Origin of the sequence: Brevibacterium sp. NPDC056726 (assembly GCF_042790515.1) — a bacterium.
Lineage (GTDB): Bacteria > Actinomycetota > Actinomycetes > Actinomycetales > Brevibacteriaceae > Brevibacterium > Brevibacterium sanguinis.
Map to the genome: position 1 here is coordinate 469,844 of NZ_JBHTYZ010000004.1, position 26,604 is coordinate 496,447.

At 69.5% G+C, this 26,604-nt stretch carries 22 protein-coding genes and 1 tRNA gene; 4 read left to right on the top strand and 19 right to left on the bottom strand.

From position 1 onward, the window contains the following. Positions 1 to 16 precede the first annotated feature (16 nt). The 4 genes from ACFQ91_RS11030 to gcvH are packed head-to-tail and all read right to left on the bottom strand — an operon-like array spanning position 17 to position 3,164. Entirely contained in the window at positions 17 to 1,411 is a 1,395-nt protein-coding gene (locus ACFQ91_RS11030) for a class II 3-deoxy-7-phosphoheptulonate synthase (RefSeq protein WP_198499016.1), read from the bottom strand. 13 nt (positions 1,412 to 1,424) lie between these two features. After that, a complete protein-coding gene (locus ACFQ91_RS11035; RefSeq protein ID WP_232623623.1) occupies positions 1,425 to 1,877 on the bottom strand; it encodes a bifunctional nuclease family protein in 453 nt (150 codons plus the stop codon). A 40-nt stretch (positions 1,878 to 1,917) separates the two neighbouring features. Beyond that, positions 1,918 to 2,760, bottom strand: a complete 843-nt coding sequence (locus ACFQ91_RS11040) for an FHA domain-containing protein (protein ID WP_332839526.1) — start codon at positions 2,758 to 2,760, stop codon at positions 1,918 to 1,920. Beyond that, entirely contained in the window at positions 2,760 to 3,164 is a 405-nt protein-coding gene (gcvH, locus tag ACFQ91_RS11045; protein WP_198499018.1) for a glycine cleavage system protein GcvH, read from the bottom strand. The genes ACFQ91_RS11040 and gcvH overlap by 1 nt, the downstream gene beginning before the upstream one ends. Before the next feature lie 232 nt (positions 3,165 to 3,396). On the opposite strand from gcvH, the gene ACFQ91_RS11050 reads away from it, so the two are divergent. Next, positions 3,397 to 3,470: transfer RNA gene (locus ACFQ91_RS11050), tRNA-Pro, on the top strand. Positions 3,471 to 3,652: 182 nt separating this feature from the next. On the opposite strand, the gene ACFQ91_RS11055 is transcribed toward ACFQ91_RS11050, so the two are convergent. Continuing rightward, a complete protein-coding gene (locus ACFQ91_RS11055) occupies positions 3,653 to 4,855 on the bottom strand; it encodes an MFS transporter (protein ID WP_198499019.1) in 1,203 nt (400 codons plus the stop codon). A gap of 338 nt (positions 4,856 to 5,193) precedes the next feature. Here ACFQ91_RS11055 and ACFQ91_RS11060 point away from each other — a divergent pair, with 338 nt between their 5' ends. Then, on the top strand, positions 5,194 to 6,615 hold the full coding sequence (locus tag ACFQ91_RS11060) for a sugar porter family MFS transporter (protein WP_198500992.1): 1,422 nt from the start codon (positions 5,194 to 5,196) through the stop codon (positions 6,613 to 6,615). Positions 6,616 to 6,697: 82 nt separating this feature from the next. Here the strand turns inward: ACFQ91_RS11060 and ACFQ91_RS11065 are convergent, their stop codons facing one another. Then, a complete protein-coding gene (locus tag ACFQ91_RS11065; protein WP_198499020.1) occupies positions 6,698 to 7,381 on the bottom strand; it encodes a DedA family protein in 684 nt (227 codons plus the stop codon). 119 nt (positions 7,382 to 7,500) lie between these two features. Next, positions 7,501 to 8,715 carry an amidohydrolase family protein gene (locus ACFQ91_RS11070; protein ID WP_198499021.1) on the bottom strand — a complete coding sequence of 405 codons (1,215 nt, stop codon included), beginning with the start codon at positions 8,713 to 8,715 and terminating at the stop codon, positions 7,501 to 7,503. A 199-nt stretch (positions 8,716 to 8,914) separates the two neighbouring features. Between ACFQ91_RS11070 and ACFQ91_RS11075 the strand changes: the two genes are divergently transcribed. Both ACFQ91_RS11075 and ACFQ91_RS11080 read left to right on the top strand, forming a co-directional pair. Beyond that, a complete protein-coding gene (locus ACFQ91_RS11075; protein WP_198499022.1) occupies positions 8,915 to 12,850 on the top strand; it encodes a Pls/PosA family non-ribosomal peptide synthetase in 3,936 nt (1,311 codons plus the stop codon). After that, positions 12,798 to 14,168 (top strand): M1 family metallopeptidase, encoded by a 1,371-nt coding sequence (locus tag ACFQ91_RS11080; RefSeq protein ID WP_232623624.1) that lies wholly within the window; start codon positions 12,798 to 12,800, stop codon positions 14,166 to 14,168. Before ACFQ91_RS11075 ends, ACFQ91_RS11080 begins: the two co-directional genes overlap by 53 nt. On the opposite strand, the gene ACFQ91_RS11085 is transcribed toward ACFQ91_RS11080, so the two are convergent. The 12 genes from ACFQ91_RS11085 to ACFQ91_RS11140 form a co-directional block, all read right to left on the bottom strand. Next, positions 14,139 to 14,843: a GNAT family N-acetyltransferase gene (locus tag ACFQ91_RS11085; RefSeq protein ID WP_198499023.1), complete on the bottom strand. Its 705-nt coding sequence runs from the start codon at positions 14,841 to 14,843 to the stop codon at positions 14,139 to 14,141. The genes ACFQ91_RS11080 and ACFQ91_RS11085 overlap by 30 nt on opposite strands. Next, positions 14,840 to 16,156: an MATE family efflux transporter gene (locus tag ACFQ91_RS11090; RefSeq protein WP_198499024.1), complete on the bottom strand. Its 1,317-nt coding sequence runs from the start codon at positions 16,154 to 16,156 to the stop codon at positions 14,840 to 14,842. Before ACFQ91_RS11090 ends, ACFQ91_RS11085 begins: the two co-directional genes overlap by 4 nt. A gap of 50 nt (positions 16,157 to 16,206) precedes the next feature. Then, positions 16,207 to 17,406, bottom strand: a complete 1,200-nt coding sequence (locus ACFQ91_RS11095; RefSeq protein ID WP_137826483.1) for an acetyl-CoA C-acyltransferase — start codon at positions 17,404 to 17,406, stop codon at positions 16,207 to 16,209. Positions 17,407 to 17,496: 90 nt separating this feature from the next. Next, entirely contained in the window at positions 17,497 to 18,240 is a 744-nt protein-coding gene (locus ACFQ91_RS11100) for an SDR family oxidoreductase (RefSeq protein WP_198499025.1), read from the bottom strand. A gap of 590 nt (positions 18,241 to 18,830) precedes the next feature. Beyond that, on the bottom strand, positions 18,831 to 19,457 hold the full coding sequence (locus tag ACFQ91_RS11105; RefSeq protein ID WP_198499026.1) for an L-threonylcarbamoyladenylate synthase: 627 nt from the start codon (positions 19,455 to 19,457) through the stop codon (positions 18,831 to 18,833). 279 nt (positions 19,458 to 19,736) lie between these two features. Further along, complete coding sequence (locus ACFQ91_RS11110; protein ID WP_198499027.1) at positions 19,737 to 20,942, bottom strand: AI-2E family transporter; 1,206 nt, start codon at positions 20,940 to 20,942, stop codon at positions 19,737 to 19,739. Next, the gene (der, locus tag ACFQ91_RS11115) at positions 20,943 to 22,454 is read right to left on the bottom strand and encodes a ribosome biogenesis GTPase Der (protein ID WP_198499028.1); all 1,512 of its coding nucleotides are present in this window, start codon (positions 22,452 to 22,454) and stop codon (positions 20,943 to 20,945) included. Further along, entirely contained in the window at positions 22,451 to 23,110 is a 660-nt protein-coding gene (cmk, locus tag ACFQ91_RS11120; RefSeq protein WP_198499029.1) for a (d)CMP kinase, read from the bottom strand. The genes der and cmk overlap by 4 nt, the downstream gene beginning before the upstream one ends. Continuing rightward, complete coding sequence (locus tag ACFQ91_RS11125; RefSeq protein ID WP_198499030.1) at positions 23,107 to 24,204, bottom strand: prephenate dehydrogenase; 1,098 nt, start codon at positions 24,202 to 24,204, stop codon at positions 23,107 to 23,109. The genes cmk and ACFQ91_RS11125 overlap by 4 nt, the downstream gene beginning before the upstream one ends. After that, positions 24,201 to 25,049 (bottom strand): pseudouridine synthase, encoded by an 849-nt coding sequence (locus ACFQ91_RS11130; RefSeq protein WP_198499031.1) that lies wholly within the window; start codon positions 25,047 to 25,049, stop codon positions 24,201 to 24,203. Before ACFQ91_RS11130 ends, ACFQ91_RS11125 begins: the two co-directional genes overlap by 4 nt. Positions 25,050 to 25,058: 9 nt before the next feature. Continuing rightward, positions 25,059 to 25,670 (bottom strand): SMC-Scp complex subunit ScpB, encoded by a 612-nt coding sequence (scpB, locus tag ACFQ91_RS11135; RefSeq protein ID WP_198499032.1) that lies wholly within the window; start codon positions 25,668 to 25,670, stop codon positions 25,059 to 25,061. Further along, a complete protein-coding gene (locus ACFQ91_RS11140) occupies positions 25,667 to 26,539 on the bottom strand; it encodes a ScpA family protein (protein WP_232623626.1) in 873 nt (290 codons plus the stop codon). Before ACFQ91_RS11140 ends, scpB begins: the two co-directional genes overlap by 4 nt. Positions 26,540 to 26,604: the final 65 nt, after the last annotated feature.

The window sequence follows — 26,604 nt, forward strand, 5'->3', positions numbered from 1 at the left end:
TCGAGACCGCGCGGACTCAGCCCCGGCGCGTGAGGTACTCCGCGACCTGGAACGCCATCTCGAGCGACTGGTCGTGGTTGAGGCGCGGGTCGACGAGCGTCTCGTAGCGGCGGCGCAGGCCTTCGTCGTCGATCTCCGTCGCCCCGCCCATGATCTCGGTGACGTCGTCACCGGTGAGTTCGATGTGGAGACCGCCGGGGACCGTGCCGGCTTCCTGGTGAGCGGCGAAGAAGCCCTCGACCTCGGCCATGACGTCTTCGAAGCGCCGGGTCTTGTATCCCGTGCTCGAGGTGATCGTGTTCCCGTGCATCGGGTCGCTGACCCAGGTGACGTGCGGCAGCTGGTCGCCGATGCCGGCGAGGAGCTCGGGGAGGACGTCGTTGATCTTGCCGGCGCCCATGCGGGTGACGAAGGTGAGGCGTCCGGGCTCTGCGTCGGGGTCGAGCTTCTCGGCCAGCGCCATGGCGTCGGCGGCGGTCGCCGTCGGGCCGAGCTTGACGCCGATCGGGTTCTGCACCTTCGAGAGGAAGTCGACGTGGGCGCCGTCGATCTCCCGGGTCCGCTCCCCGATCCACAGGAAGTGGCCGGAGACGTCGTAGGGCAGTCCGGTGCGCGAGTCGATGCGGGTCAGTGCCCGTTCGTACTCGAGCAGGAGCGCCTCGTGGGCGGAGTAGAACTCCGTGGTGCGCAGCGCATCGAAGTCGGCGCCGCAGGCGTCCATGAACCGGATCGCCCGATCGATCTCCCGCGCGGTCTGCTCGTAGCGCTGGTAGCCGGGGTTCGACGTGAGGAAGCCGCGATTCCATTCGTGGACGAGCCGCAGATCGGCGAAGCCGCCCTGCGTGAAGGCGCGGATGAGATTGAGCGTCGAGGAGGAGACGTGGTAGCCCTGGAGCAGGCGGTTCGGGTCGTGCCGGCGCGACTCCTCGGTGAACTCGTAGCCGTTGACGATGTCGCCGCGGAACGACGGCAGCGTGACGCCGTCGCGGGTCTCCATGTCCGCGGACCGCGGCTTGGCGAACTGTCCGGCCATGCGGCCGATCTTGACGACTGGCATCGAGCCGCCGTACGTGAGCACGGCCGCCATCTGAAGCACGGTCTGGACGCGGGCACGGATCTTGTCGGCCTGGGCACCGGCGAAGGATTCGGCGCAGTCGCCGCCGGCGAGGACGAACGCCTCACCACGGGAGGCCGCGGCGATCCGCTGCTTGAGCACGTCGGCTTCTCCGGCGAAGATGAGCGGCGGGTAGCTGCGCAGCTTCTCAAGGGAGTCTTCGAGCGCTTCGGCATCGAGATACGTCGGCTGCTGCTTCGCATCCATCGTCCGCCAGTCGTCGAGACCGCTGAGGTCGTCGGTGCCGGCTGCGGCGATGTCGGTGTGGGCGAAGACCGGATCGATATGAAGGCTCACTGCAGTTCTTTCGTTACGTTTCTTCACCGGTCTCGAAGTCCTCCGCGGAGACGTTGTCGAGGAAGTCGCGGAACTGGGCGACTTCCTCTTCGTCTGCTTCGGGAGCTTCGATGCCGGCGTCTTTGAGGAGATCGGAGTCGACGTAGACCGGGCACTCTGCCGTCAGGGCCAGGGTCACGGCGTCCGAGGGGCGCGCGGAGATCGTCTTGCCGTCCTCGGTGTGGAGTTCGGCGAGGAAGATCTGTCCGTCGCGACCGGTGATGGTCACATCGGCGAGTTCGTCGTCATGGGCGGCGAGCACGTCGAGGAGCAGAGCATGGGCCATCGGCCGCGGCGGGGTCAGGCCCCGCTGCGCGATCGAGAGCGCATTCGCTTCGATCGCACCCACCCAGATCGGCAGGTAGTAGGCGGGCTCATTGGCCTTGAGCAAAAGGATCGGTTGGTTGGCGGGCATTTCGATGCGCACACCGACAACCTCAACTTCGACGTTTGACATTATCCCCCGGTCAGGAGCGCGGGCGCTGCTGGAAGATCATTCTGAACTTCCCGATCTGCACGTCCGCGCCGTTCTGCAGTTCGATGGAGTCGATGAGCTGACGACCGACATAAGTGCCGTTGAGCGACCCGGTGTCGCGCAGGGTGAATCCGCTCGGGGTGCGAATGAACTCAGCGTGCTTGCGCGACACGGTGACGTCGTCGAGGAAGATGTCGGCGTTCGGGCTGCGGCCCACCGTGACGACATCCGTGTCGAGGAGGATCTGCGAACCGGAGTCCGGTCCCGACACAACGACGAGGAGGGCGTCGGTGTCCTGGAGTCCGTCGAGGTCCGGCACGGGGTGGATCTCACCGGTGTGCGGGTCGAGGATTCCCTGGAACGGCTGCTGACCCGAGTCGCCGGCATTCTGCGCGCCCGGATACTGCTGGCCGCCCTGGTACTGCTGACCACCCTGGTTCTGCTGGTCATAGCCCTGCTGGTCGTAACCCTGCTGAGCGTACTGACCCTGCTGGTCATAGCCCTGCGGCTGATACTGACCCTGCTGGGTGTAGTCGTCCTGCTGGCCGTATCGGCCGGGAGGCTGCTCACCTGTGGGGTGATCGGCGTGCCGGCCGTGTCCGCCGTCGCCCTGGTTCTGCTGCGGCTGGTTCTGTCCGAAGTTCGGCGCGGCAGGCGCATCCTCAACCGGCGGCTGCCCGTAGGCAGGCGTGTTGCCACGACCGTCACGGCCCTGATCCTGGTCGGCGCCATCGTTTCCGGTGCCGAAGGGGAACTTCTTCGACTGCGGAACTTCTCCGTTGTCGTACCACGGCTGCGAGGGATTCCGGCGCCCTTGGTCATTGTTCTGCGACATTATGCCTCCTCGCTCTGCACGAGCTTATGGTACTGCTCCTCGTCCAACAGGCCCATCACCTGTTCGGGATCGCTCGCCTCGACGAGGTACATCCAGCCGTCCTCATAGGGAGAGGAGTTGACGGTCTCAGGTTTGTCGGAGAGCGCCTCGTTGATCTCGGTGACGGTGCCGGACAGAGGCGCGATGAGATCGGAGACGCTCTTCGTGCTCTCCACCTCTCCGCAGGAGTCGCCCTGGGTGATCGAATCTCCGACTGCGGGCAGGTCGACATAGACGACGTCGCCCAGCTGGGACTGGGCGAAATCGGTGATACCCACACGGTAGACGACGTTGTTCTCCGTGGTGTGGACCCACTCGTGGTCCCGTGAGTATAGGTAAGAGACTGGAAAATCCAGTTCCGCCATGTCGACTCCTCCAGCTTGTCGGTGTTCCAAGCATAGCCGCCTGGAGTGCTTACATAACAATCACGAAACAGAAATGTTACTGACCCTCTGACGACAAGTCAGCAGACCCCTGTCTCTCAGGTGACTACCTGGGATGATACTAGTTTGTCGAAGGTCACGAACCGCAATTTTGGAAGTTCGGGAGCGATCGTTATAGGCTTGACCACGTTGCCCCGGCACGGGTGCTGAGCAACGGGCTATGGCGCAGCTTGGTAGCGCGCTTCACTGGGGGTGAAGAGGTCGTGGGTTCAAATCCCGCTAGCCCGACCGATCGAATGTGTCGCGACTGATGTCGCGGCACATTTTTCATTTCCTTTCGATTCCCGCAGCACCCTCGCCGCCTGGTGCGCCCTCGGTGCGCCGCCCGGTGCCCCCTCGGCGCCGTGTGCGCAGCGATGCCGGGTCCGTTCTCGGCGTCGCCGGAACCGCGAACGAGCTCTCCTGCGCGGTCAGTCCTCCCGCTGCCGCTCACCGTCGAAGCGGCCGGCGAAGACGACGGTCGCCGCCCCGATGACCACGAGCAGCCCGAGGCCCCAGCGCAGGTTGGTCGCGGTGGCGATGACCCCGACGAGCGGACTCGTCGCCATGAACCCGATGCGCATGATCCAGTTGACGAGCGTCACTCCGGCCGCCCGCCCGGCACCGGGAAGGCGCGAGGCGGCACTGAGCGCCCCGGGCACGAGCGTCGCCGAGCCGTATCCGAGCGCGGCGAGCGAGACCAGCAGCTGCACCGGCTCGACCGCGGTCGCCGCCCCGAGACCTCCGAGAGCGATGAGGACGCCGCCGAGGCGGGCGATCCGTCCCGCCCCGAACCGGCCGACGAGGACATCGCCGGTGAAGCGGCCGACGCACTGGCTGCCGATGACGATGCTGAATCCGATCCCGGCCATCGTCACCGGCAGACCCGCGATGTCGACGGCGGCGAGCGCCGCCCAGTTGTTCGCGATGTCCTCGACCGCGGTCCCGCAGACCGCGACGATCGCCAGCGGCAGCGCGGCGATGAGGATCCGGCGCTTGCGCCCGGGTCCCGGGGCCGGTGCACGGGCCGCCTCGGCGTCGTCGATGATGTGCCTGCCCCACTGCCGGCCCTCTCCCCCGATGAGCCACCGCCCGACGATGACGAGGACGAGGCAGCCGACCGCGACGAGGAGGAGATGCAGCCGGATGTCCATGCCCGCCGCCGCGGCCGCTGTGGCCAGGGCACCGCTGAGCAGACCGCCGAGGCTCCACAGCGCATGCATCGAGGAGAGGATGATCCGCGACCGGTTCTCCTGGACGCCGATACCGACGACGTTCTGTGCGACATCGACGATGGCGTCGCAGACTCCGACGAGGAAGAGGCAGCCGGCCATCATCCAGCCGCTCGTCGACCATCCGGTGAGCGCGACGAACGCGACGAGGAGGACGGTGCCGCCGACGACGACCGCGTTCGCGCCGAAGCGGCCGATGAGCCGGGCCGGCAGGATGGAGGAGGCGATGGCCCCGACGGCGAAGGAGGCGACGACGAGCCCGAACTCCCACGCGCTCAGACCCAGCCGGGTGATGAGGAGCGGGTACCACGGCAGGAGGGCGGCGAACGCGGCGCCGTTGGACGAGAAGTAGATTCCCGCTCCCGCAACGCCCGCGAATCCCGGCGTGCTCCGCTGTCCCATCGTCTCTCCCTCCCGTGCTCTCCGGACTGCTGCGCCTCGGCCTGCTGTGCCTCGGCACGCTGTCCTCCGGGACCTCGGCGGTGCCGGGCGAGTCGCTGCGGTCCGTCACCGGCCGGCACAATGGTCCCCACCCTATCGATCCTGTCCGCCCGCGATCGCGAGCCACGCGTGCGGCCAGGTCGGCGGACACGGCAGCGCGGCAGTCGCCCGTGCCCGCCGACCTGGCGTACCCTGGGTGACGCACAGCACCCGGGATGATCGGTTCCGGGCGACCGAATCACCCAAGGAGACCTCCCGTGTCCACGTCTCAGAACCCAGCCGACAACCGGCTGCACGGAATGGAGCGGGTGTCCTCCCGCATCATCGGCATCTCGATCGCCGCCGCCCTCGGCGGGTTCCTCTTCGGTTTCGACACGGCGGTCATCAACGGCGCCGTCGACGCCCTGGCCACCGACTTCGGTCTCGACGCGTTCCTCAAGGGCTTCGCCGTCTCCTCGGCGCTCATCGCCTGCGCCGTCGGTGCATGGTTTGCGGGATCGCTCGCCAACCGCTTCGGTCGCCTTCCCGTCATGGTCGTCGCCGCGATCCTCTTCTTCATCTCCGCGATCGGCTCGGGACTCGCCTTCGGCGTCACCGACCTCATCATCTGGCGCATGGTCGGCGGCCTCGGCGTCGGCGCGGCCTCCGTCATCGCTCCCGCCTACATCGCCGAGGTCTCCCCCGCCCGTGTGCGCGGACGCCTCGGATCCCTCCAGCAGCTCGCGATCGTCTCCGGCATCTTCGCCGCACTGCTGTCCAATGCGCTGCTCGCCACGGTCTCCGGTGGCGCCTCGGCCCCGTTCTGGTTCGGCATCGACACGTGGCGGTGGATGTTCATGGTCGAGGCGATCCCGGCCCTCATCTACGGTCTCTCCGCCCTCGGACTGCCGGAGTCCCCGCGCTTCCTCGTCGCCCGTGGCCGCGAGGAGGAGGCGGCGAAGGTGCTCCGCGACTTCACCGGCGTCGTCGACACCGACGCCCTCATCGACCGCATCCGCCAATCGCTCAAGCGCGAGGAGCGCGAGTCGTTCCGCGACCTCATCGGCAAGCGGTTCGGCCTCAAGCCGATCGTGTGGATCGGCATCCTGCTGTCGGTCTTCCAGCAGTTCGTCGGCATCAACGTCATCTTCTACTACTCGACGACCCTGTGGAGGTCCGTCGGCTTCGACGAGTCGAGCGCCCTGCTCACCTCCGTCATCACCTCGGTGACGAACATCGTCGTGACGATCGTCGCGATCCTCCTCGTCGACAGGGTCGGGCGCCGCAAGATGCTCCTCGCCGGCTCCCTGCTCATGGGCGTCTCACTGGCGATGATGGCGATCGCGTTCTCCTTCGCCGAACTCGTCACCGCCGCCGACGGCACGACGAGCGCCGAGCTCGGTGCCCCCTGGTCGGTCATCGCCCTCATCTCCGCGAACGTCTTCGTCGTCGGCTTCGGTGCGACGTGGGGTCCGCTGACCTGGGTCCTCCTCGGCGAGATGTTCCCCAACCGGATCCGCGCCGCCGCCCTCGCCGTCGCCGCGGCAGCGCAGTGGGTCGCGAACTTCGCGATCTCGACGACGTTCCCGATCTTCGCCGACATCAGCCTCACCTTCGCGTACGGCTTCTACGCGTTCTTCGCCGTCCTCTCCTTCTTCTTCGTGTGGTGGAAGGTTCCGGAGACGAAGGGCATCGAACTCGAGGACATGAGCGAGGACGTCTCCCCCACCCACAAGCCCTGACCCGACCGCTCTCACCTCTCGCCGTAGGCGGTCGGTGGTCACCCGCGCCGAGGCGGTCGGAGCGTCACCTGCACCGAGGCGGTCAGGCGTTGTCGTCGGAGGCGCGGGACGACCGTGCCTGCCCGGCGCGCGCCTCACCGGAGCTGCCGGAGTCACTGAAGTCGCCGACGTCACCGGCGCCGGCGGCACCGGCATCAGCATCGCCGACGTCACCAGTGTCGGCGTCGGCACCGTCGGCGTCCGCGGCATCACCGGAGTCGGCCGCGTCAGGGTCGCTGGCATAGTCCATCTGAGCAGGGTCGTCCTTGCGCTTGAGGCCGATGATGAGACCGGCGACCGCGAGCGCGAAGCACGCGACGAGTCCGACCGTCAGGCCGGGGGCGAGCGCGTAGGCCTTCGCCAGCGCCTGGAAGCCGAGGAAGCCGACGGTCGAGTAGACGAGCGCCCACGCCGAGCCGCCGATGATGAGCGCCGGAATGTATCGGCGCGCGCTCATCCCCGAGGTGCCCGCAGCGAGGTTGAGGACCGTCTGGAGCCCGACCGTGAGGAAGCTCAGCGCGATGACGGGAGAGCCGTAGCGGTTGATCATCGCCTCCGCCTTGCGGTACTTGCGTCCCGACATGAGCCGGTCGACGCGGTCAATGCGGCGGATGCCGTTGCGGGCGAGACGCCCGAGCAGGTAGGTGCCCCCGGCGCGCGCGAGGATGATGCCGAAGAGGATGAGCCACGTGACGGCGACGGGGAACGACCAGTCGAGGGGGTTCATCGGCGCTGCGCCTCACCGTTCCGGGTGCTCTTCGTGCTCACCCTTCGAGTCTACGGCATCCCAGGTTAGTCCGCCCTAACCTGGGATGCGGCGAGACGAGGAATCTCAGCCGCACCCGCTCACACGCGCACGCCGCCGAGCCACACCTGGCTGACCCGGTCCTCGATGCCGCGGACGTCGTCGGTGCTGAGGTCCCCGTCGATGAGGACGAGGTCGGCGAGGAGGTCGGGAGCGATGCGCCCGCGGTCCTCGTGGCCGAGGAGGTCGGCGGCCACCGAGGTGCCGGCGGCGAGCGCCTCGGCCCCGGAGAGCCCGGCCCCGGCGAGCAGGCTGATCTCCTCGAGGTTCTCCCCGTGCGGGCCGACTCCGGCGTCGGTGCCCATCGCGATCCGCACCCCCGCCTCGTGGGCGCGCACGATCGAATCGTGGTGGGCGTCGATGACGGTCTTCGCCTTGTCGATGACCGACTGCGGCATGTTCGCCCCCGCCTCGGCGGCCTTGATGACGGCCCGCGGCGCCTGCAGGGTGGGGACGAGGAACGTGCCGTGCTCGAGCATGAGGTCGATCGCCTCGTCGTCGAGGTAGATGCCGTGCTCGATCGAGCGGACACCGGCGCGCACCGCGGCCTTGATGCCCGGTGCGCCCTGCGCATGGGACATGACGTGCGCTCCCTGGGCGGCCGCCTCGGCGACGATCATCGCGATCTCAGCGTCGGAGAACTGGGAGTGGCGCGGATCGTCCCGCGGGGAGAGGACCCCGCCGGTCGAGCAGATCTTGATGTGGTCGGCCCCGGCCCGGAGCAGCTCACGAGCCTTCCTCTGCACCCCCTCGACACCGTCGGCGACGCCCGAGGGGCGACCGGGGTGGGCGGCGAGGAACGGGGACTCGGCGCCGGAGACGAGGTGGTTGTCCCCGTGCCCGCCGGTCTGGGACATGATGTTGACCGCGATCGTCAGCCGCGGCCCGGGCACGACCCCGGTCTCGACGGCCGTCTTCGTCCCGAGGTCGGTGCCCCCGGCGTCGCGGACCGTCGTCACCCCGCCGGCGAGCGTGTCGGCCATGTGCCGCACGGAGTTGTAGAACTGGAGGGAGAACGGGTCGTGGAATGCCGAGACATTCGCCGCGCCCGCGCTCATGAGATGGACGTGGCAGTCGATGATGCCGGGCACGAGCGTGCGGTCGGTGGCGTCGACGAACTCGTCGCCGGCGTTGTGGGACCCCTGCCCCTCCTCGGTGATCGCGGTGATCCGATCGCCGTCGACGACGACATCGCGCCGTCCGGGGACGAACCGGGTGCCGTCGAAGACCTTCGCGTTCGTGAAAACCGTGACCATGGGCGCTCTCCTCAGCATCGTGGATGGGTGTCGCAGCGGGACCGGCCGACCGATCCCCGTGATCCTTCACATCTATCACGTCACCGTGTGCCACGTCATACCGGCGTTCACGTGCCCGACACCTTCTCCGGCTAAGATCATCAGCGAATACTCAGTCGGCGCTCACGGCGTCGACCTGGCAGCTCGATCCGGAAGTACTGTGACAGAACACGCCGCGCAATTCCCTGCCCAGCCCCGCCCCCGCGAGGATCGCACCCTCATCGATGTGCTCCTGGAGACCGCGGGCGCCCACGGCGACCAGCCCGCGATCGACGACGGCAGGACCGTGCTCAGCTACTCCGAGCTCATCACCGACATTCGCGACCTCGCCCTCAGCCTCGCCGAGGCGGGCATCGGTCCCGGTGACAAGGTCGGGGTGCGCGTGCCGTCGGGCTCCGTCGATCTCTACGTCGCGATCCTCGCGACGATGATGCTCGGTGCCGCCTACGTCCCCGTCGACGTCGACGATCCCGATGAGCGGGCCCGCACCGTGTTCGCCGAGGCGGCCGTGACCGGAGTGATCACCGAGGGCCGGGCGATCGAGGCCCGCACCGCGCGGGGGCCGCTCGAGCGCTCCGAGATGCGCGGGCCGACCCCCGACGACGACTGCTGGGTGATCTTCACCTCCGGGTCGACAGGCACCCCGAAGGGCGTGGCCGTCTCCCACCGCTCGGCTGCCGCGTTCGTCGACGCCGAGGCGGCCCTCTTCCTCACCGAGGAGCCGCTCGGTCCCGGCGACCGCGTGCTCGCCGGCCTCTCCGTCGCCTTCGATGCCAGCTGTGAGGAGATGTGGCTGGCGTGGCGGCACGGCGCCTGCCTCGTCCCCGCCCCGCGCGCGCTCGTCAAGTCCGGCATGGACCTCGGGCCGTGGCTGTCCTCGCGCGGCATCACCGTCGTCTCGACGGTGCCCACCTTGGCCGCCCTGTGGCCGGCCGAAAGCCTCGACGCCGTGCGCCTCCTCATCTTCGGCGGCGAGGCCTGTCCCCCCGAACTCGCCCGCCGCCTCAGCGACGAGGGCCGCGAGGTGTGGAACACGTACGGCCCCACCGAGGCGACCGTCGTCGCCTGCGCCGCCCTCCTCGACGGGACCGAGCCGATCCGCATCGGCCTGCCGCTCGACGGCTGGTCGCTCGCCGTCGTCGACGCCGCCGGCACCCCCGTGGCCGAGGGTGAGACCGGCGAGCTCATCATCGGCGGCGTCGGCCTGGCCCGCTACCTCGATCCGGCCAAGGACGCGGAGAAGTACGCGCCCATGCCGAGCCTCGGCTGGGAGCGGGCCTACCGGTCCGGCGACCTCGTCGTCAACGATCCCGCCGGCCTCATCTTCGTCGGCCGCGCCGACGAGCAGATCAAACTCGGCGGTCGCCGCATCGAACTCGGTGAGATCGACGCCGCCCTCCAGGCGCTGGCCGGCGTCGAGGGCGCGGCGGCCGCGGTGAAGACGACCCCGGCCGGCACGGACATCCTCGTCGGCTACCTCGCGAGCGCCGCCCCCGACGCGCAGGATCGGATCCCGGCATGGGAGGAGGCTCTGCGCGTCGAACTGCCGGCCGCTCTCGTCCCCCGCCTCGCCCTCATCGACGAGCTGCCGACGAAGACCTCGGGCAAGGTCGACCGCGCCGCCCTGCCGTGGCCGATGGGCGGGGAAGCGGAGACCGCGGACAGCACCGAGGTGTTCGACCCCGCCACCGAATGGATCGCCGACCAGTGGACGGCGGTCCTCGGGTCCCGCCCGGGTGCGGACACGGACTTCTTCACCGTCGGCGGCGGCAGCCTCGCCGCCGCCCAGCTCGTCTCCCGGCTGCGCGGCCAGCACCCGAGCGTCACCGTCGGCGACATCTACGCCCACCCGCGCTTCGGTGCGCTGGCCACCCTCTGCCTCGGCGATGACGGGGCCGCCGCCCCCGGACCGATCCGGGAGATCGGGCGGACGTCGAAGGGCATGCAGGCATTCCAGACGCTGCTCGCGATCCCCGTCCACATCCTCGGCGGGGTGCGGTGGGTCGTCATCGCCATGGTCCTCGCCAACCTCGCGAACCTCCTCGGGGCCGACGTGCCGCTGACGCCGTGGCCGGTCGTCATCACGCTCTTCCTCGTCTTCGTCACCGCGTGGGGGCGGATGCTCATCTCCGCCGGTGCCGCCAGGCTGCTCCTCGCCGGGCTGAAACCGGGCGTCTATCCGCGGTCGGGCTGGGTGCACAAGCGGCTGTGGCTCGCCGAGCACATCGCCGACCTCGCCGCGGCCGTCTCCGTCGCCAGCGCCCCCTGGGTGGGGTGGTATGCGAAGCTGCTCGGCAACCGCATCGGACCCGACGCCGACCTCCACTCCGCCCCGCCGGTCACCGGGTTCCTCACCCTCGAAGGGGGTGCGGCGATCGAACCCGAGGTCGACCTCAAGGGCTGGTGGGTCGACGGTGACCTCCTGCGCATCGGCACGATCGTCGTCGGGGAGAATGCAACTGTCGGTGCTCGGTCGACGCTCATGCCCGGCACGCAGATCGGCGCCGGGGCGCTCGTCGAGGCTGGGTCCGCGGTGACGGGCAAGGTGCGCCGCAACCAGATCTACTCGGGCTCCCCGGCCGTGCGCATCGGCAAGGCGAAGAAGACGTGGCCTGCCCCGCCGCAGCGCCGTCGCCTGCCGTTCCTCTTCTACGCCGCCGGCTCCCAGTTCAACGCCGCCCTGCCCTACCTCGCCGCGGTGCCCGGGCTCCTTCTCATGGTCGCCGTCTCCGGGATCGCCGTCGTCGAGAACCCGTGGCTCGTCCTCGCGTGGTCACCGCTGCTGGCGTGCGTGTGGTTCGTCTGCACCGCCCTGTTCATCCTCATCTCCGTGCGCGTGCTCGCCATCGGCATGGAGGAGGGCGAGTTCCCCGTCCGGTCGGCCCGCGGCTACCGGGTGTGGGCGACCGAGCGGCTCCTCGACCTCGCCCGCGATCTCCTCTTCCCCCTCTACGCCTCGATGCTCACCCCGTGGTGGCTGCGGGCGCTCGGGGCCAAGGTCGGTCCCGGCACGGAGATCTCCACCGTCGTCTTCGTTCCGAAGATGACGACGATCGCCGCCGGCGCGTTCCTCGCCGATGACACGATGGTCGCGAGCTACGAACTCGGCCACGGGTGGATGCGCGCGGGCCGGGCGAAGGTCGGCAAGCGGGCGTTCCTCGGCAACTCGGGCATCGCCTCACCGGGCAGGCGGGTGCCGAAGAATGCGCTCGTCGCCGTGCTCTCGGCGGCCCCGGCGAAGGCGAAGAAGGGCTCCTCGTGGCTCGGGTCTCCCCCGGTGCAGCTGCGCCGGGCCGCCGTCGACGCCGACGAGTCGCTCACCTACGCCCCGAAGCTCGGCGTGAAGATCGCCCGCGGCATCTTCGAGACGCTGCGGATCACCTCGGTGATGGTCGGCGGCGCGCTCGTCGCCGCGGTCATCCTCACGATCATCGCCCTCCTCGGCGTCCCCGGCGGACCGGCCTCCCCGGCCGGCGGCTTCCTCGCCTCCGTCGGGCTCGCCCTGCTCACGTCCGGGGTCGTCATGATGGTCGCCGGCGCCGTCGCCGCGGGCCTGGCGGTCATCGCGAAATGGGTCTTCGTCGGCCGCATCAGCCCCGGGGACCACCCGCTGTGGTCGTCGTTCATCTGGCGCGGAGAGGTCGCCGACTGCTTCGTCGAACTCGTCGCCGCCCCCTGGTTCACCCGCAACGCCGTGGGCACCCCGGCGATCGTGTGGTACCTGCGCGCGATGGGGGCGTGGATCGGGCACGGCGTGTGGTGCGAGTCCTACTGGCTGCCCGAGGCCGACCTCGTGCGCCTCGACGACAATTCGACGGTCAACCGCGGCTGCGTCGTCCAGACCCACCTCTTCCACGACCGGGTGATGAGCCTCGACGAGGTCACCCTCGAGGCCGGGGCGACGCTCGGACCCAACAGCGTCATCCTGCCCGCGGCGACCCTCGGGGAGAACGCGACGGTGGGGGCGACCTCGCTCGTCATGCGCGGCGAGTTCGTGCCGCCCCATGCGTACTTCAGCGGCAATCCTGTCATACCCTGGGTGGATGCACCTGAACTCCCTGAGCGCGCCCCGGTCGAGCACCCCGTCGATGCTTGATCCCTATACGCCGGGCGTCGGCAGTGCGGATCTGCTCATCGACCACTACGACATCGACCTCGACTACCGGATCGGGCCCAACCGGCTGGCCGGGAAGGCGCGGCTGACCGGCCGGGTGCTCACGGAGACGTCGACGATCGTCCTCGACCTCACGGGGATGCGTGTGACGAAGGCGAGCGTCAACGGCCGCAAGGTCCGCTACTCGCTGCGCGGGAAGAAGCTGCGGCTGAGCACCGAGGCGCTGGGGAAGAACCAGCCGGTGCGCATCGACATCGCCTACGAGGGCAACCCGCAGCCGGCGATCGGCACGTGGGGCGACATCGGCTGGGAGGAGCTCGAGGACGGCGTCCTCGTCGCCGGTCAGCCCGTCGGCGCCTCGACGTGGTTCCCCTGCAACGACCATCCCTCGAACAAGGCGAAGTTCCGGATCAGGGTGCTCACGGAGTCCGAGTACACCGTCGTGTCCAACGGCGACCTCGTCGAGAAGGTCCGCAAGGCCGGGCGCACGGCGTGGACGTTCCAGTCGACGACGCCGCTGGCGACCTACCTGGCGACCGTGCAGATCGGCCGGTACCGCAGCGCCGAGCTGCCCGCCCCGCCAGGGGTCGCCCCGAGTCCCGTTCCGCTGACGGTCTTCGCCGGTGAGGCCTGGCACACCGCCGTCGCGCGCCTGCCCGTCCAGCACGCGATGATGACCCTCTTCGTCGATCGCTTCGGGCCCTACCCGTTCGACCGCTACGACGTCGTCGTGACGAACGAGGAGCTCGAGATCCCGCTCGAGTCGCAGCCGCTGTCCGTGCTCGGGCCCAATCACCTCGGCCCCGAATGGGAGGCCGAACGGCTCGTCGCCCACGAGATGGCCCACCAGTGGTTCGGCAATTCGCTCACCCCCGGCAGCTGGTCCGACATCTGGCTCAACGAGGGCTTCGCGTGCTACGCCGAGTGGCTGTGGTCGGAGGAGACGGGGCTGATGAGCGCCGACGAGTGGGCCCGGACGTGGCATCGGGCGCTCAGCGCTTCCCCGCAGGACATCGTCCTCGCCGATCCCGGCGGCCCCGACATGTTCGACGATCGCGTCTACAAGCGCGGGGCGCTCACCCTCCACGCCCTGCGGCTGACCCTCGGCGACGACGTGTTCTTCGCGTGCGTGCGCGAATGGACGACGCGGCACCGGCACGGCAACGTCACGACGCGGGACTTCATCGACAGCGTCTCGCGCACCTCCGGTCGTGACATCGCCGAGGTGGTCCGTCCCTGGCTGACCGAGACCGCGCTGCCCCCGCTGCCGCTACCCCAGCTGCCGCACGAGCAGGTCTGAGTCGCCGCTGCGGCCGACGGGTTCGAATCCGCGGCCGCGGTAGAGGTGGGCGGCCCCGTTGCCGTCCTCGACGGCGAGGCTGACCGCGCGGACCCCGGAGAGCCGGGCGAGCGTGAGGAGGACGTCGAGGAGGGCCCCGCCGATCCCCTGCCCCTGGTAGGCGGGGAGCACGGCGATCGCGAGCTCCGGGATGTCGGCGGAGACCCACCCGTAGCCGGCGAAGGGGGCGGGCGCCTCGTCACCGGCCTCGGCGACGAAGTCAGCCTCCCCGGATTCGTCCTCGACCACCTCGGCGACGATCTCCCCGTCAGCGGACTCCTCGTCGACGACGGTCGAGGCGATGACGGTGGAGTGCGGTTCGAGCCCGGCGATGAACGTCGCGTCAGCGGGTTCCTCCTCGTCGCCGGTGATCGCGGCGGGGTCGGCATAGCGCAGCCACGCGAGGCCGACGATCTCCTCCCCGGCTTCGTCGTAGCAGGCCACGGCGAGGTCGCCTCGGCGCCCCCAGTCCGCGAAGTACGCCCGCGCATCGGGCCGGTCGACGAGGTCGGCGCGGGGAATCGTCGGCTTGTCCATCGACCAGTTGAAGGCGAGGTCGACGAAGGGGACGAACACCTCGTCGGGGGTGTCGGCCGGCAGGGGCCGGATGCGGGTGGCCAGATCGTGCTCGCTCATGTCAGTCCCTTCTCTACCGCGGTGCGGATCCAGGTGTGGTTGCGCACGCGCCAGCCCAGGGTGAGTGCGCGCAGGCCGATGAAGCCGAGGCAGAAGGTCGCCCACAGTCCCAGCGCACCGGGCCACAGCGCGGTGACGGGGATGAGGAGGAGGGCGTAGCCGATGACGGCGAGGAGCTGGGCCAGGGCGAGGTAGCGGGCGTCCTCGGCGCCCATGAGGACCCCGTCGAGGACGAAGACGTACCCGGCGATCGGCATGCCGAGGGCGAGGATCGGCAGGAGCCCGGTCAGCGTCGCGATGACGGCGGGGTCGGAGGAGAAGACGCGCGGGATGAGGCCGGAGCCGGCGAAGAGGACGAGCCCGACGATGATCCCGAAGACGATGCCCCAGAGGATGAGGCGGCGGTTGATCGCGGCGACGGCGTCGACGTTCCGCGCTCCGAGTTGGAGGCCGATGAGGGCCTGCCCGGCGATCGCGAGGGAGTCGAGGGCGAGCGCGAGGGCGAAGAAGAGGCTCTGGGCGACCTGGATCGCCGCGAGCTCCGTCGTACCGGCCGCGGTGGCGAGGACGACGAGGACGATGAGGGAGGCGCGCAGGCTCGCGTTGCGCACGAGCAGCCAGCCGGAGGTCTTCGCCGAGGAGAGGACGCCTGCCCAGTGGGGGCGGAAGCTCGCGTGGAAGCGGCGGGCCGCGCGCAGGCTGATGAGGAGGTAGACGGCGCACATGCCCGCCTGTGCGACGACGGTGCCGAGCGCAGAGCCGGCGACGCCGAGGCCGAGGCCGTAGATGAAGAGGGCGTTGAGGCCGATGTTCGCAATGCAGCCGACGGCGGCGACGACGAGTGGGGTGCGGGTGTCCTGGAGTCCGCGCAGCAGCCCGGTCGCGGCGATGACGACGAGCATGAACGGCAGCCCCCACCACGAGATCGCCAGATACGTCTGCGCTCCGGCCGCGACCGCGGCTCCCGGTCCGAACGCGGCGATCGCGGTCGACAGCAGCGGCAGTCCGGCGACGAGGAGGAGCACCGAGGTGACGAGGGCGAGCCAGATGCCGTCGAAGCCGGCGCCGACGGCACCGCGGGTGTCGCCGGCGCCCATCCGCTTGGCGACCCGCGGAGTCGTCGCATAGGCGAGGAAGATCATCAGTCCGAGCACGGTCTGGAGGATCGTCGAGGCGATCGCGAGCGACCCGAGGGCATCGGCGCCGAGGTGGCCGACCATGGCCGTGTCGGTGAGCAGGAAGATCGGTTCGGCGATGAGCGCGCCGAGAGCCGGCAGCGCCAGCCGAAGTATGTCCCTGTCGATCGCTGCCACGCCTGCGAGTCTATCCAATCGCAGGCGCGGCGGCGATGAACGGGGCGGCCTCAGACGACTTCGAAGAGACCGGCGGCGCCCTGCCCGCCGCCGATGCACATCGTCACGACGACGTACTTGACGCCGCGGCGCTTGCCTTCGATGAGGGCATGGCCGACGAGGCGGGCCCCGGTCATCCCGTAGGGGTGGCCGACGGAGATGCCGCCGCCGTCGACGTTGTAGCGCTCCGGGTCGATGCCGAGCCTGTCCCGGCAGTAGAGGGCCTGGACGGCGAAGGCCTCGTTGAGCTCCCAGAGGCCGATGTCGTCGATCGTCAGACCGTGACGCTCGAGGAGCTTCGGCACGGCGAAGACGGGACCGATGCCCATCTCGTCCGGGGCCACCCCGGCCACGGCCATGCCCCGGTAGATGCCGAGCGGGCTGAGTCCGCGCCGGGACGCCTCGGTGTCGGACATGAGGACGGCCGCCGAGGCGCCGTCGGAGAGCTGGGAGGCGTTGCCGGCGGTGACGCTCGGATGCTGCGAGGCAACTCCCGGATCGAGGACGGGCTTGAGTCCGGCGAGCCCTTCGAGGGTGGTCTCGGGGCGGTTGCCCTCGTCCTGGGTGAGCGTGACCTCCTCGGTCGAGGTCTCCCCCGTCGCCTTGTCGACGACGACCTTCGTCGTCGGCAGCGGCACGATCTCCGCGTCGAAGCGCCCGGCGGCCTGCGCAGCGGCGGTGCGCTTCTGCGATTCGAGGGAGTAGGCGTCCTGCTCCTCACGGCTGACCCCGTAGCGTTCGGCGACGATCTCCGCGGTCGCGAGCATCGGGTAGTAGATGCCGGGGACGTTCTCCTCGAGCCACGGATCCTTCGCCCGGAAGGTGTTCATGTGCTCGTTCTGGACGAGCGAGATCGATTCGACGCCGCCGCCGACGGCGATCGACTGCCCGTCGACGATGATCTGCTTGGCCGCGGTCGCGATCGCCATGAGCCCGGAGGCGCACTGGCGGTCGACGGACATCCCGGCCACGGTGACGGGCAGGCCCGCGCGCAGGGCGGCCTGGCGTCCGATGTTCGTGCTCTGGCTGCCCTGCTGGAGGGCCGAGCCCATGATGACGTCGTCGACCTCCGCGCCGTCGACGCCGGCGCGCTCGACGGCGTGGGCGATCGCGTGGCCGGCGAGCTCCTGGGCCTGCGTGTCGTTGAAGGCGCCGCGGTAGGCGCGTCCGATCGGGGTTCTGGCGGTGGAGACGATGACGGCGTCGACCATGACTGTCCTGCTTCCCTCGTGGCGATGGATGGTGGGGTGGTGCGGTTGCTGTGCGAGTGCTCTGACTGCCGGGCGGTGGCGGGTGCCCGCTCAGTTCCGGGGGCCGCCGGCGACGTAGATGACCTGGCCCGAGACGAATCCCGCACCCTCGGAGACGAGGAACGACGCGGTGTTCGCGATGTCGTCGGGGGTGCCGGCGCGGCCGACGGGGATCTGGCTGATCGCCGCCTTCTTGAAGTCGGCGAAGTCGACGCCCACCCGCTCTGCCGTGGCCTTCGTCATGTCGGTCTCGATGAAGCCGGGCGCGATCGCGTTGGCGGTGACGCCGAACTTCCCGAGCTCGATCGCCCACGTCTTCGTCATGCCCTGGATGCCGGCCTTCGCCGCGGAGTAGTTCGTCTGGCCGCGGTTGCCGAGCGCCGAGGTCGACGACATCGACACGATCCGCCCGAACTTCTCGGCGACCATGTGCTCCTGAACCGCCTTGGCCATGAGGAACGCCCCGCCGAGGTGGACGGAGAGCACCTTCTGAAACTCCTCGTAGCTCATCTTGAACAGGAGGTTGTCGCGGAGGATGCCGGCGTTGTTGATGAGCACGGTGGGTGCGCCGAGGCGGTCGGCCACCTCGGCGACGGCGGAGTTCACGGACGCTTCGTCCGAGACGTCGGCGGCGAGTCCGATCGCCTCGCCCCCGGCTGCGGTGATCGCGTCGACGGTCTCGTCGGTCGGCCCCATGTCGAGGACGGCGACCTTGAGTCCGTCGGCGCTGAGCTTCTTCGCGATCGCGGCGCCGATGCCGCGTCCGCCGCCGGTGACGATTGCTGTGCGTGCCATGGATGACTCCTTCAGTGACGGAACATGGGACGGTCAGTGGCGCAGCGTGAGGCGATCGTGCGCTGTGATGCACACCTCACTGCCGCTTCCTCCCACTCTAGACCATCACTGAACGAATGATTGCTCACCGGTGGACCACCTCGGCGCATACAGGGTCGTGGAGGACGTCGACGCGAGCCCACCGCTCACCTGTCCCACCGACGCCCTGGACCGGCAATTACGCCGCCACCCGACAGCCGACAGCCGCCACGCCATCGACGCCCCGAACCGACAAATACGCCGTCACCCGACGGCCGCCACGCCATCGACGCCCCGAACCGGCAAATACGCGCTGAGCAGAGGGCGTATTTGTCGGTTCACCGCGTCGAAGCCCAGTACTGGCCCGCACCTCGCACCGAGGCGGCCGGACCGACGCACCGAACCGCCACCAACTCCCCGACCCGGCAATTACGCCGTCACCCGACAGCAGCCACGCCATCGACGCCCTCGACCGACAAATACGCCGTTAGCAGAGGGCGTATTTGTCGGTTGACCGCGTCGAAGCTCAGTGCCACGGCGACGCCACCGCCACCAGCTCCGGCCGAACGCGCCTATTCGTCGAGGAAGCGGGAGACGTCGCCGGCGCCGACGCGGGCGACCTCGGGGTGCTTGCCGGTGAAGTCGATGACCGAGGTGGGCACGACACCGGGGGTGCCGGAGTCGATGACGACGTCGACCTCGTGGCCGATCTGGTCCATGACGTCGGCGGCCTCGGTGAGCGGATCCTCGTCACCGGGCAGGAGCAGGGTCGAGGAGAGGATCGGCTCGCCCATCGCCTCGACGAGCGCGAGTGCCGTCGTGTTCTGCGGGATCCGCGCGCCCACCGAGTGCTTCTTCGGGTGCATCATCCGCCGCGGCACCTCTTTCGTCGCCTTCATGATGAACGTGTACGGGCCCGGCGTCATCGACTTGATCGCCCGGAAGTCCGAGTTGTCGACGATGACGAACTGCCCGAGCTGCGCGAAGTCATGGCACATGAGCGTGAAGTGGTGCTTGGAGTTCAGCTGCCGGATGCGGGTGATCCGCTCGATGCCGTCCTTGTTCTCCAGGGCGCACCCGAGCGCGTAGCACGAGTCCGTCGGATAGGCGATGAGTCCGCCGTCGCGCAGAACCTGCGCGGCGCGCTCGATGAGTCGGGGCTGCGGGTTGTCAGGATGGATCTCAAGAAGTGTCGCCATGCTTCATGGTAACCATGGCCGGCCGCCCGTGTGAACGGCGCGGTCGACGATGAGATGCCCATCCGCCGAGGTGACTGCCCGTATCCGCGGACGTGCAGTGCCCGTCCGGGTGCGAGTCCCGCCGAGGAGGCCGCCCATGTCCGCGACCGTGCAGTGCCCGCCCGGGAGCGACTCCCGCCGAGGCGGTCGCCCGTGTCCGCGGACGTTCACTGCCCGTCCGGGTGCGACGCGCGCCGAGGTGACTGCCCGTATCCGCGGGCGTGCAGTGCCCGCGGGCGTTCAGTGACCGGGCCGGGTCTTTCGCGACAGCAGCCGAGCGCCGGGATCCGTCGGCCGCAGCGTGTTCGGGGTCTTGCCTGCCTCCGGGGTCGCGCGCGGACCCATGACCGTGCCGGGGTGGGAGTCCTTCGCCGTGTGCGGATCGGAGGCCAGGAGGATGTTCACCCACTTCGCGCGCGGGTCCGCGTCGACGAGGAGGGCCTTGACGAGCAGGGTCGCCGGCAGGGCGAGCAGAGCACCGAGCCAGCCGAGCACCCACACCCAGAAGAGGAGGGAGAGGAACGACACGAGCGGGGTGACGCCGACGGATTCGCCCGTGAACTTCGGCTGGATGATCGCCTGGATGACGAAGTTGAGGACCGAGTACGCGGCGATGACCCAGAGCGCGGACTGCCACCCGCTGTCGACGAGGGCGAGCAGCGCCGGCGGGACGAGGCCGATGATGAACCCGATGTTGGGGATGTAGTTCGTGAGGAACGCGAGCACACCCCACACCCACACGAGCGGAACGTCGATGATCGCCAGTGCCACGACGTCGAGGATCGCGACGATGAGACCGAAGATCGTCGCCACCACCCAGTACCGGCGGACGCCGCTGGCGAAACCGCCGAGTGCGGCGGCCAGGGACGGCTTGGCGTCGGCGAGCATCGTCATCCGCTGACCGATGCCCATCGAATCCATCGCGACGAAGAACACGGCCATGACGACGGTCGTGAGCAGGCCGGCGACGACGGAGACGTTCGTCAGCAGCGGAGTGACCGCGTCGATGACCGACCGCGCGTTGAATCCCCGCAGCTGCTCTTCGAGGACGTTCGAGGTCACCCCGAGCTGCGACAGCAGCGACATGAGGCTGTGATAGGTCGTCGTGATCTCCGTGCTGTAGCTCGGGATGAGCATGACGAGTTCGGCGATCGACCAGGCCGTGAGCCCGAAGAACGCGACGATCATGCAGAGGACGAGGACGACGGAGATCACTGCGCCGATCGCCCCCGGAACCCGGTGCCGGGTGAGGAACTTCTGCAGCGGGTAGACGACGATGTAGAAGTTGAGCGCGAGGAAGACGGGCGCGACGATGTCCTGGAGTCCCCGGAAGAACGTCAGGGCGTACGCGATGCCCGCGATCGTCAGGGCGATGACAAGGGCTCTGGCCGGCGGGCGCGCATGCCATGGCTGCTGCTGACCTCGAGCCTGGGTGTCATCGCTCAACTACCGACCTCGTCTCTTCTCCCTGATGCGCATCGACAGCTCGATGGGGGTTCCCTCGAAGCCGAATGTCTCGCGCAGTCGCCTGATGATGAAACGACGATACCCCGGTTCAAGGAATCCTGTGGTGAAAAGCACGAATTTCGGCGGCCGGGACTGCGCCTGGGTGCCGAAGAGGATGCGCGGCTGCTTGCCGCCGCGGACCGGGTGGGGGTTCGCGGCGACGAGTTCGCCGAGGAACGCGTTGAGACGTCCGGTCGGGATCCGCTTGTCCCAGTTCTCCAGTGCCGTCTCCATCGCCGGAACGAGCTTCTCTGCGTGCCGTCCGGTCTTCGCGGAGATGTTGACCCGCGGCGCCCACGAGACATGGGCGAGGTCGCGTTCGATCTCGCGTTCGAGGTAGTAGCGGCGCTCCTCGTCGAGGAGGTCCCACTTGTTGAAGGCGAGGACGACGGCCCGACCCGCCTCGGCGGCGGTCGTGACGATGCGGACGTCCTGCTCGCTCAGCGGCTCCTGCGCCTCGAGGAGGACGACGGCCACCTCGGCGCGCTCGAGAGCCGTCTGCGTGCGCAGGGCCGCATAGAAGTCGGCCCCGCTGGCCTGGTGGGCCCGCCGGCGGATGCCCGCCGTGTCGACGAAGCGCCACTGCTTGCCGCCGAGCTCGATGAGCTCGTCGACGGGGTCGCGCGTCGTGCCCGCGACGTTGTCGACGAGCACGCGCTCGGAGCCGACGAGCTTGTTGAGCAGGGAGGATTTGCCGACGTTGGGGCGCCCGACGAGCGCGACCCGACGCGGACCGCCCTCCTCGACGCGCGTCTCGACGGCGGAGACCTCGGGGAGGGTGTCGATCGCCTCGTCGAGGAGGTCGGCGACACCGCGGCCGTGGAGGGCCGAGACCGACCACGGCTGTCCGAGGCCGAGACCCCAGAGTTCGGCGGCCATGAGCTCGCCGCGCTCGTCGTCGACCTTGTTCGCGGCGAGGATGACCGGTTTCTTCTTCTTCCGCAGCATCTTCACGACCATCTCGTCGGTGGCCGTCGGGCCGGTCGTGGCGTCGACGACGAGGACGACGGCGTCGGCCATGTCGACGGCGACCTCGGACTGGATGGCGATCCGCGAGGCCATGCCCTTCGAATCGGAGTCCCAGCCGCCGGTGTCGACGAGGGTGAAGTCCTTGCCGTTCCACTCCGCGCGGTAGCTCACCCGGTCGCGAGTGACCCCAGGGACGTCCTCGACGACGGCTTCGCGCCGGCCGAGGATGCGGTTGACGAGCGTCGACTTCCCGACGTTGGGCCGTCCGACGATCGCGAGGACGGGATCGGCGCCGCGCTCCTCCTCTTCCTCGATGTCGAAGCCGAGGGAGTCGAGCAGCGCCCGGTCGTCGTCTTCGAGCTCATAGCCCTCGAGCCCGGCCTCGAGCGCGGTCGCCCGCTGCTCGGCCTCCTCGTCGCTGATCTGCTCGAGACGCTCGGCCAGTGCCTCGTCGGGGGCCTCGTGGAATTCCTCTTCGGTCATCGTGCTTCCTTCACCAGGTCGAGCACGGTCGTGACGACCTGCTCGAAGTCGAGATCGCTCGTGTCGAGGGTGTGGACGCCGTCGGCGGCGGTGAGGAAGCTCGTCGTCGCCGAGTCCTTCGCGTCACGGCCGGTCACCTGGGACTGGGTCGCGGCGACCGCCTCGGCGTCGTCGCTGCCGTGGAGCTCCTTGGCCCGGCGGGAGACGCGGACGTCGTCGCGGGCGGTCATGAGGAGGCGGACCGCGGCGTCGGGCGCGACGACGGTCGTGATGTCACGGCCCTCGACGACGACGCCCGGGCTCGCGGCCGCGATGATGTCGCGCTGCCGTTCGATGAGCTCGCTGCGGGCGTCGGGGACGGCGGAGACTGTCTGGACGTTCTCAGAGACCTCGGGGCTGCGGATCTCCTCGGTGACGTCGATGCCGTCGACGGACACGGAGAAGTCGTCGGGGTCCGTGGAGATCTCGAGATCGGCGCCGCGGACCTGTTCGAGGACGTCGACGGGATCGGTGACTCCGCGGTTGAGCGCCAGCCACGCCATCGCCCGGTACATCGCACCGGTGTCGAGGTAGGCGTAGCCGAGCCGGCGGGCGACCTCCTTCGCGGTGCTCGACTTGCCGACTCCGCTGGGTCCGTCGATGGCGACGACGCTCATGTGGTTCCTTCCTTCTCGATGGCGGATTCGGGGATCCGCCATCCCAGTGACTGCAGTCCGTGTTCGAGTTCGTTCGCGTTCGCCGGCATCACCGAGACGTCGACGATGCCGAGCCGGCGCCCGGGCGCGTGGTCCATCCGGAAGTCCTCGACGTTGATGCCGAGGTCCCCGATGTCCTTGAACAGGGAGGCCAGCGTCCCCGGGGTGTCGGGGATGAGGACCGTGACGACAGCATATGCGGTCGGCGCCTGTCCGTGCTTGCCGGGGATCCGGTCGTGACCTTCGTTGCCGAAGGCGATCGTCCGCGCGATCACCCCGGTCGAGCCGGGACCGAGCGCGAGGGCATCGATGACGGCGTCGAGTTCGCCGCGCAGGGCGACGAGCACGGCCCGGACCTCCTCGGCGTTGCCGGAGAGGATCTGCGTCCACAGGCCCGGGTCGGAGGCGGCGATGCGGGTGACGTCGCGCAGTCCCTGACCGGCCAGGGCCACCTCGTCGAGCGGGGCGTGGCGCAGCTGGGAGGCGACGAGGGAGGACACGACCTGCGGGACGTGGGAGACCTTCGCGACCGCGGCATCGTGGATGCGGGGGTCGAGGTGGGTGACCGAGGCGCCGGTCGCCTCGGCCATCTCCTCGACGGCGGTCAGCCGGCTCTCCGGGGTGTCCTCATCGGAGCAGATGACCCACGGACGGGCGATGAAGAGGTCGGGCCGGGCCGCGATCGCCCCGGACTTCTCCCGCCCGGCCATCGGGTGGCAGCCGATGTAGCGGTCGAGGGCATCGCCGGTGACGAGCTCCCGGACGGTCTCGAGCAGGCGGGTCTTGATGCTCGCGACATCGGTGACGGTGGCGCTCGGGTACGCGGTCAGCGCCCCGGCGATGACGCCGGCGGCGACGTCGGGCGGAGTGGCGACGACGACGATGTCGGGATCGGGTGCCGTGCCGGGTGCGACCGGCTCACCGGCGCCGAGGTCGGAGGCGAGCTGCTGCGCGGTCGGGGACGTGTCCTCGAGCGTGACGCTGTACCCGCGCCCGCGCAGGGCAAGGCCGAGGCTCGCACCGAGCAGCCCGGTGCCGATGATGTGGATCCTCACAGGTCGACGGCTTCGAAGAGCTCCCCGACCTCGTCGGAGCGCAGCGGACGGATCTTCCCCTGCCGCTGTTCGGCGAGCGAGATCGGCCCGAACTTCGTGCGCACGAGCCGTTCGACGGGATTGCCGATCGCCGCGAGCAGGCGGCGGACGACGCGGTTGCGGCCCGAATGGAGGGTGAGTTCGACGACGGAGCGGCCCGGGGTGGAGTCGACGAGACGGAACTCGTCGACCTTGACGATGCCGTCGTCGAGTTCGATGCCGGCCTTGAGCCGGGCCGAGGCGTCCTTCGCGAGCTGCCCCTTGACCTGCGCGAGGTAGGTCTTGGGGATCTCGTAGCGGGGGTGGGCGAGCCGGTTCGACAGCTCTCCGTCGTTCGTCAGGAGGATGAGGCCCTCGGTGTCCGTGTCGAGGCGTCCGACGTGGAAGATCCGCTCGGCGCGGTTGCCGACGTAGTCGGCCAGGGACTTCCGCCCTTCGGGGTCCTTCATCGTCGAGACGACGCCTGCGGGCTTGTTGAGGGCGAGGTAGATCTTCTGCGGGCTCGTCGAGATCCGCAGGGTGTCGACGTAGACGGACTGGGTGTCCGGGTCGATGCGGGTGCCGAGTTCGGTGACGACGCTGCCGTCGACCTCGACGCGACCGTCGAGGATGAGCTGCTCGCACGCGCGCCGGGACCCCAGCCCCGCCTCGGCGAGGACCTTCTGCAGCCGCACTCCCCCGCTGACATGGGCGTCCGAGGTCTCCCCGCCGCCCTTCGCGCCGGTGCTGGCGCGCTGCTTGCGGCTCGGTCGGTTGCTGCGCCCGCCGGGCGCCCTGGGATCGCGGTAGGGACTCATGGGGTCCATTGTCTCAAATCAAACGTCGTCTGGTGACATCTCGTCGCCGACTGTGGCGAGGACCTCGGTCTCGTCGGCGCCGAGTTCCTCGAGGTCGGAGTCCTCGGGCAGGAACGGGGCGATGTCGGGGAGGTCGTCGAGGCTCTGCATGCCGAGCGCGTCGAGGAACTGGTGGGTCGTCGTGTAGAGGAGCGCCGAGGTGGTCGCCTCCTTCCCGGCTTCGACGATGAGTCCGCGCAGCAGCAGGGTGCGGATGACACCGTCGACGCTGACCCCGCGGATCGCGGCGATCCGCGGCCGGGAGATCGGCTGCCGGTAGGCGATGACGGCGAGCGTCTCGAGGGCGGCCTGGGAGAGCTTCGCGCTCTGCCCGGCGGTGAGGAAGTCCTTGACGACGTCGTGGTAGTCCCCGCGGGAGAAGATGCGGAACCCGCCGGCCACGGCCCGGATCTCGAAGCCGCGCTGCCGGCGCTGCCCGTCGCCGTCGTAGTCGCTCGAGAGCTCCTCGATCGCCGTCATCACGGTGTCCTCGTCGATGCCGAGGGCCGCGGCGAGCTCCGCGGGCGAGACCGCTGAGTCGCTGACCATGAGGACGGCTTCGATGCCGCCGAGGATCTCGTCGTCGATCATTGCTCGTCCTCGCCTTCGTCGTCCGCCTCGTCCGCAGCGTCGTCCTCGTCATCGTCCGCCGAGGCGGGGCCCGGCTCGTCGCCCTCGTCGGCGCTCCATGTCCCCTCGGTGCGCAGGTCGACCCCGTCCTCGGGTGTGTCGGTGCGGGTGATGAGGAGCCGGCCGAGCGGTTCGTCCTGCTCGAAGTCGCAGAGGCCGACCTTGAAGAGCTCGAGGAGGGCGAGGAACCGCGCGACGACGACGAGGGTGTTCTCCGCGGTGTCGAGGAGCTCCTGGAAGTCGAGCTCGCCGGCGCGCAGCAGCCCGAGGATGTGTCCGCGCTGTTCGGAGACGCTGACGAGCGGCAGGTGGATGTGGTCGACGGCGACCGTCGGCGGCGTGTGGTCGCGCTGGAGGACGGTGGCGAAGAGTCCGGCGAGCTCACCGGGACCGATGCGGATCTCCAGCGGCGGCAGCACGTCCTGGAACTCCGCGTCGAGTCCGACGTCGCGGGGCACGCGGATGGCCCCGGCGGTCATCGCCTCGGCTAAGTGGGCGCTGACGGACTTGTACGCCCGGTACTGGAGGAGCCGGGCGAAGAGGAGGTCGCGGGCCTCGAGGAGTTCGAGGTCGAGCTCCTCCTCTCCCTCCTCGTGCGGCAGCAGCCGCGCGGTCTTGAGGTCGAGCAGGGTGGCGGCGACGAGGAGGAACTGGGAGATCTCCGCAAGGTCGGCGGCCCCGTCGCGGTCCCCGCCGGAGCGCAGACTCGTCGTGTACGCGATGAACTCATCGGTCACCTCGGCGAGGGCGATCTCCGTGATGTCGAGACGGCGCTTCGAGATGAGACCGAGCAGCAGGTCGAAGGGACCGGAGAAGTTCTCCAGCTCCACCTGGAAGCCCGTGGGCGCGTCCTCGGCACCGGTTTCCCCGGGGAGGTGATCCCCGGGGACGGCGT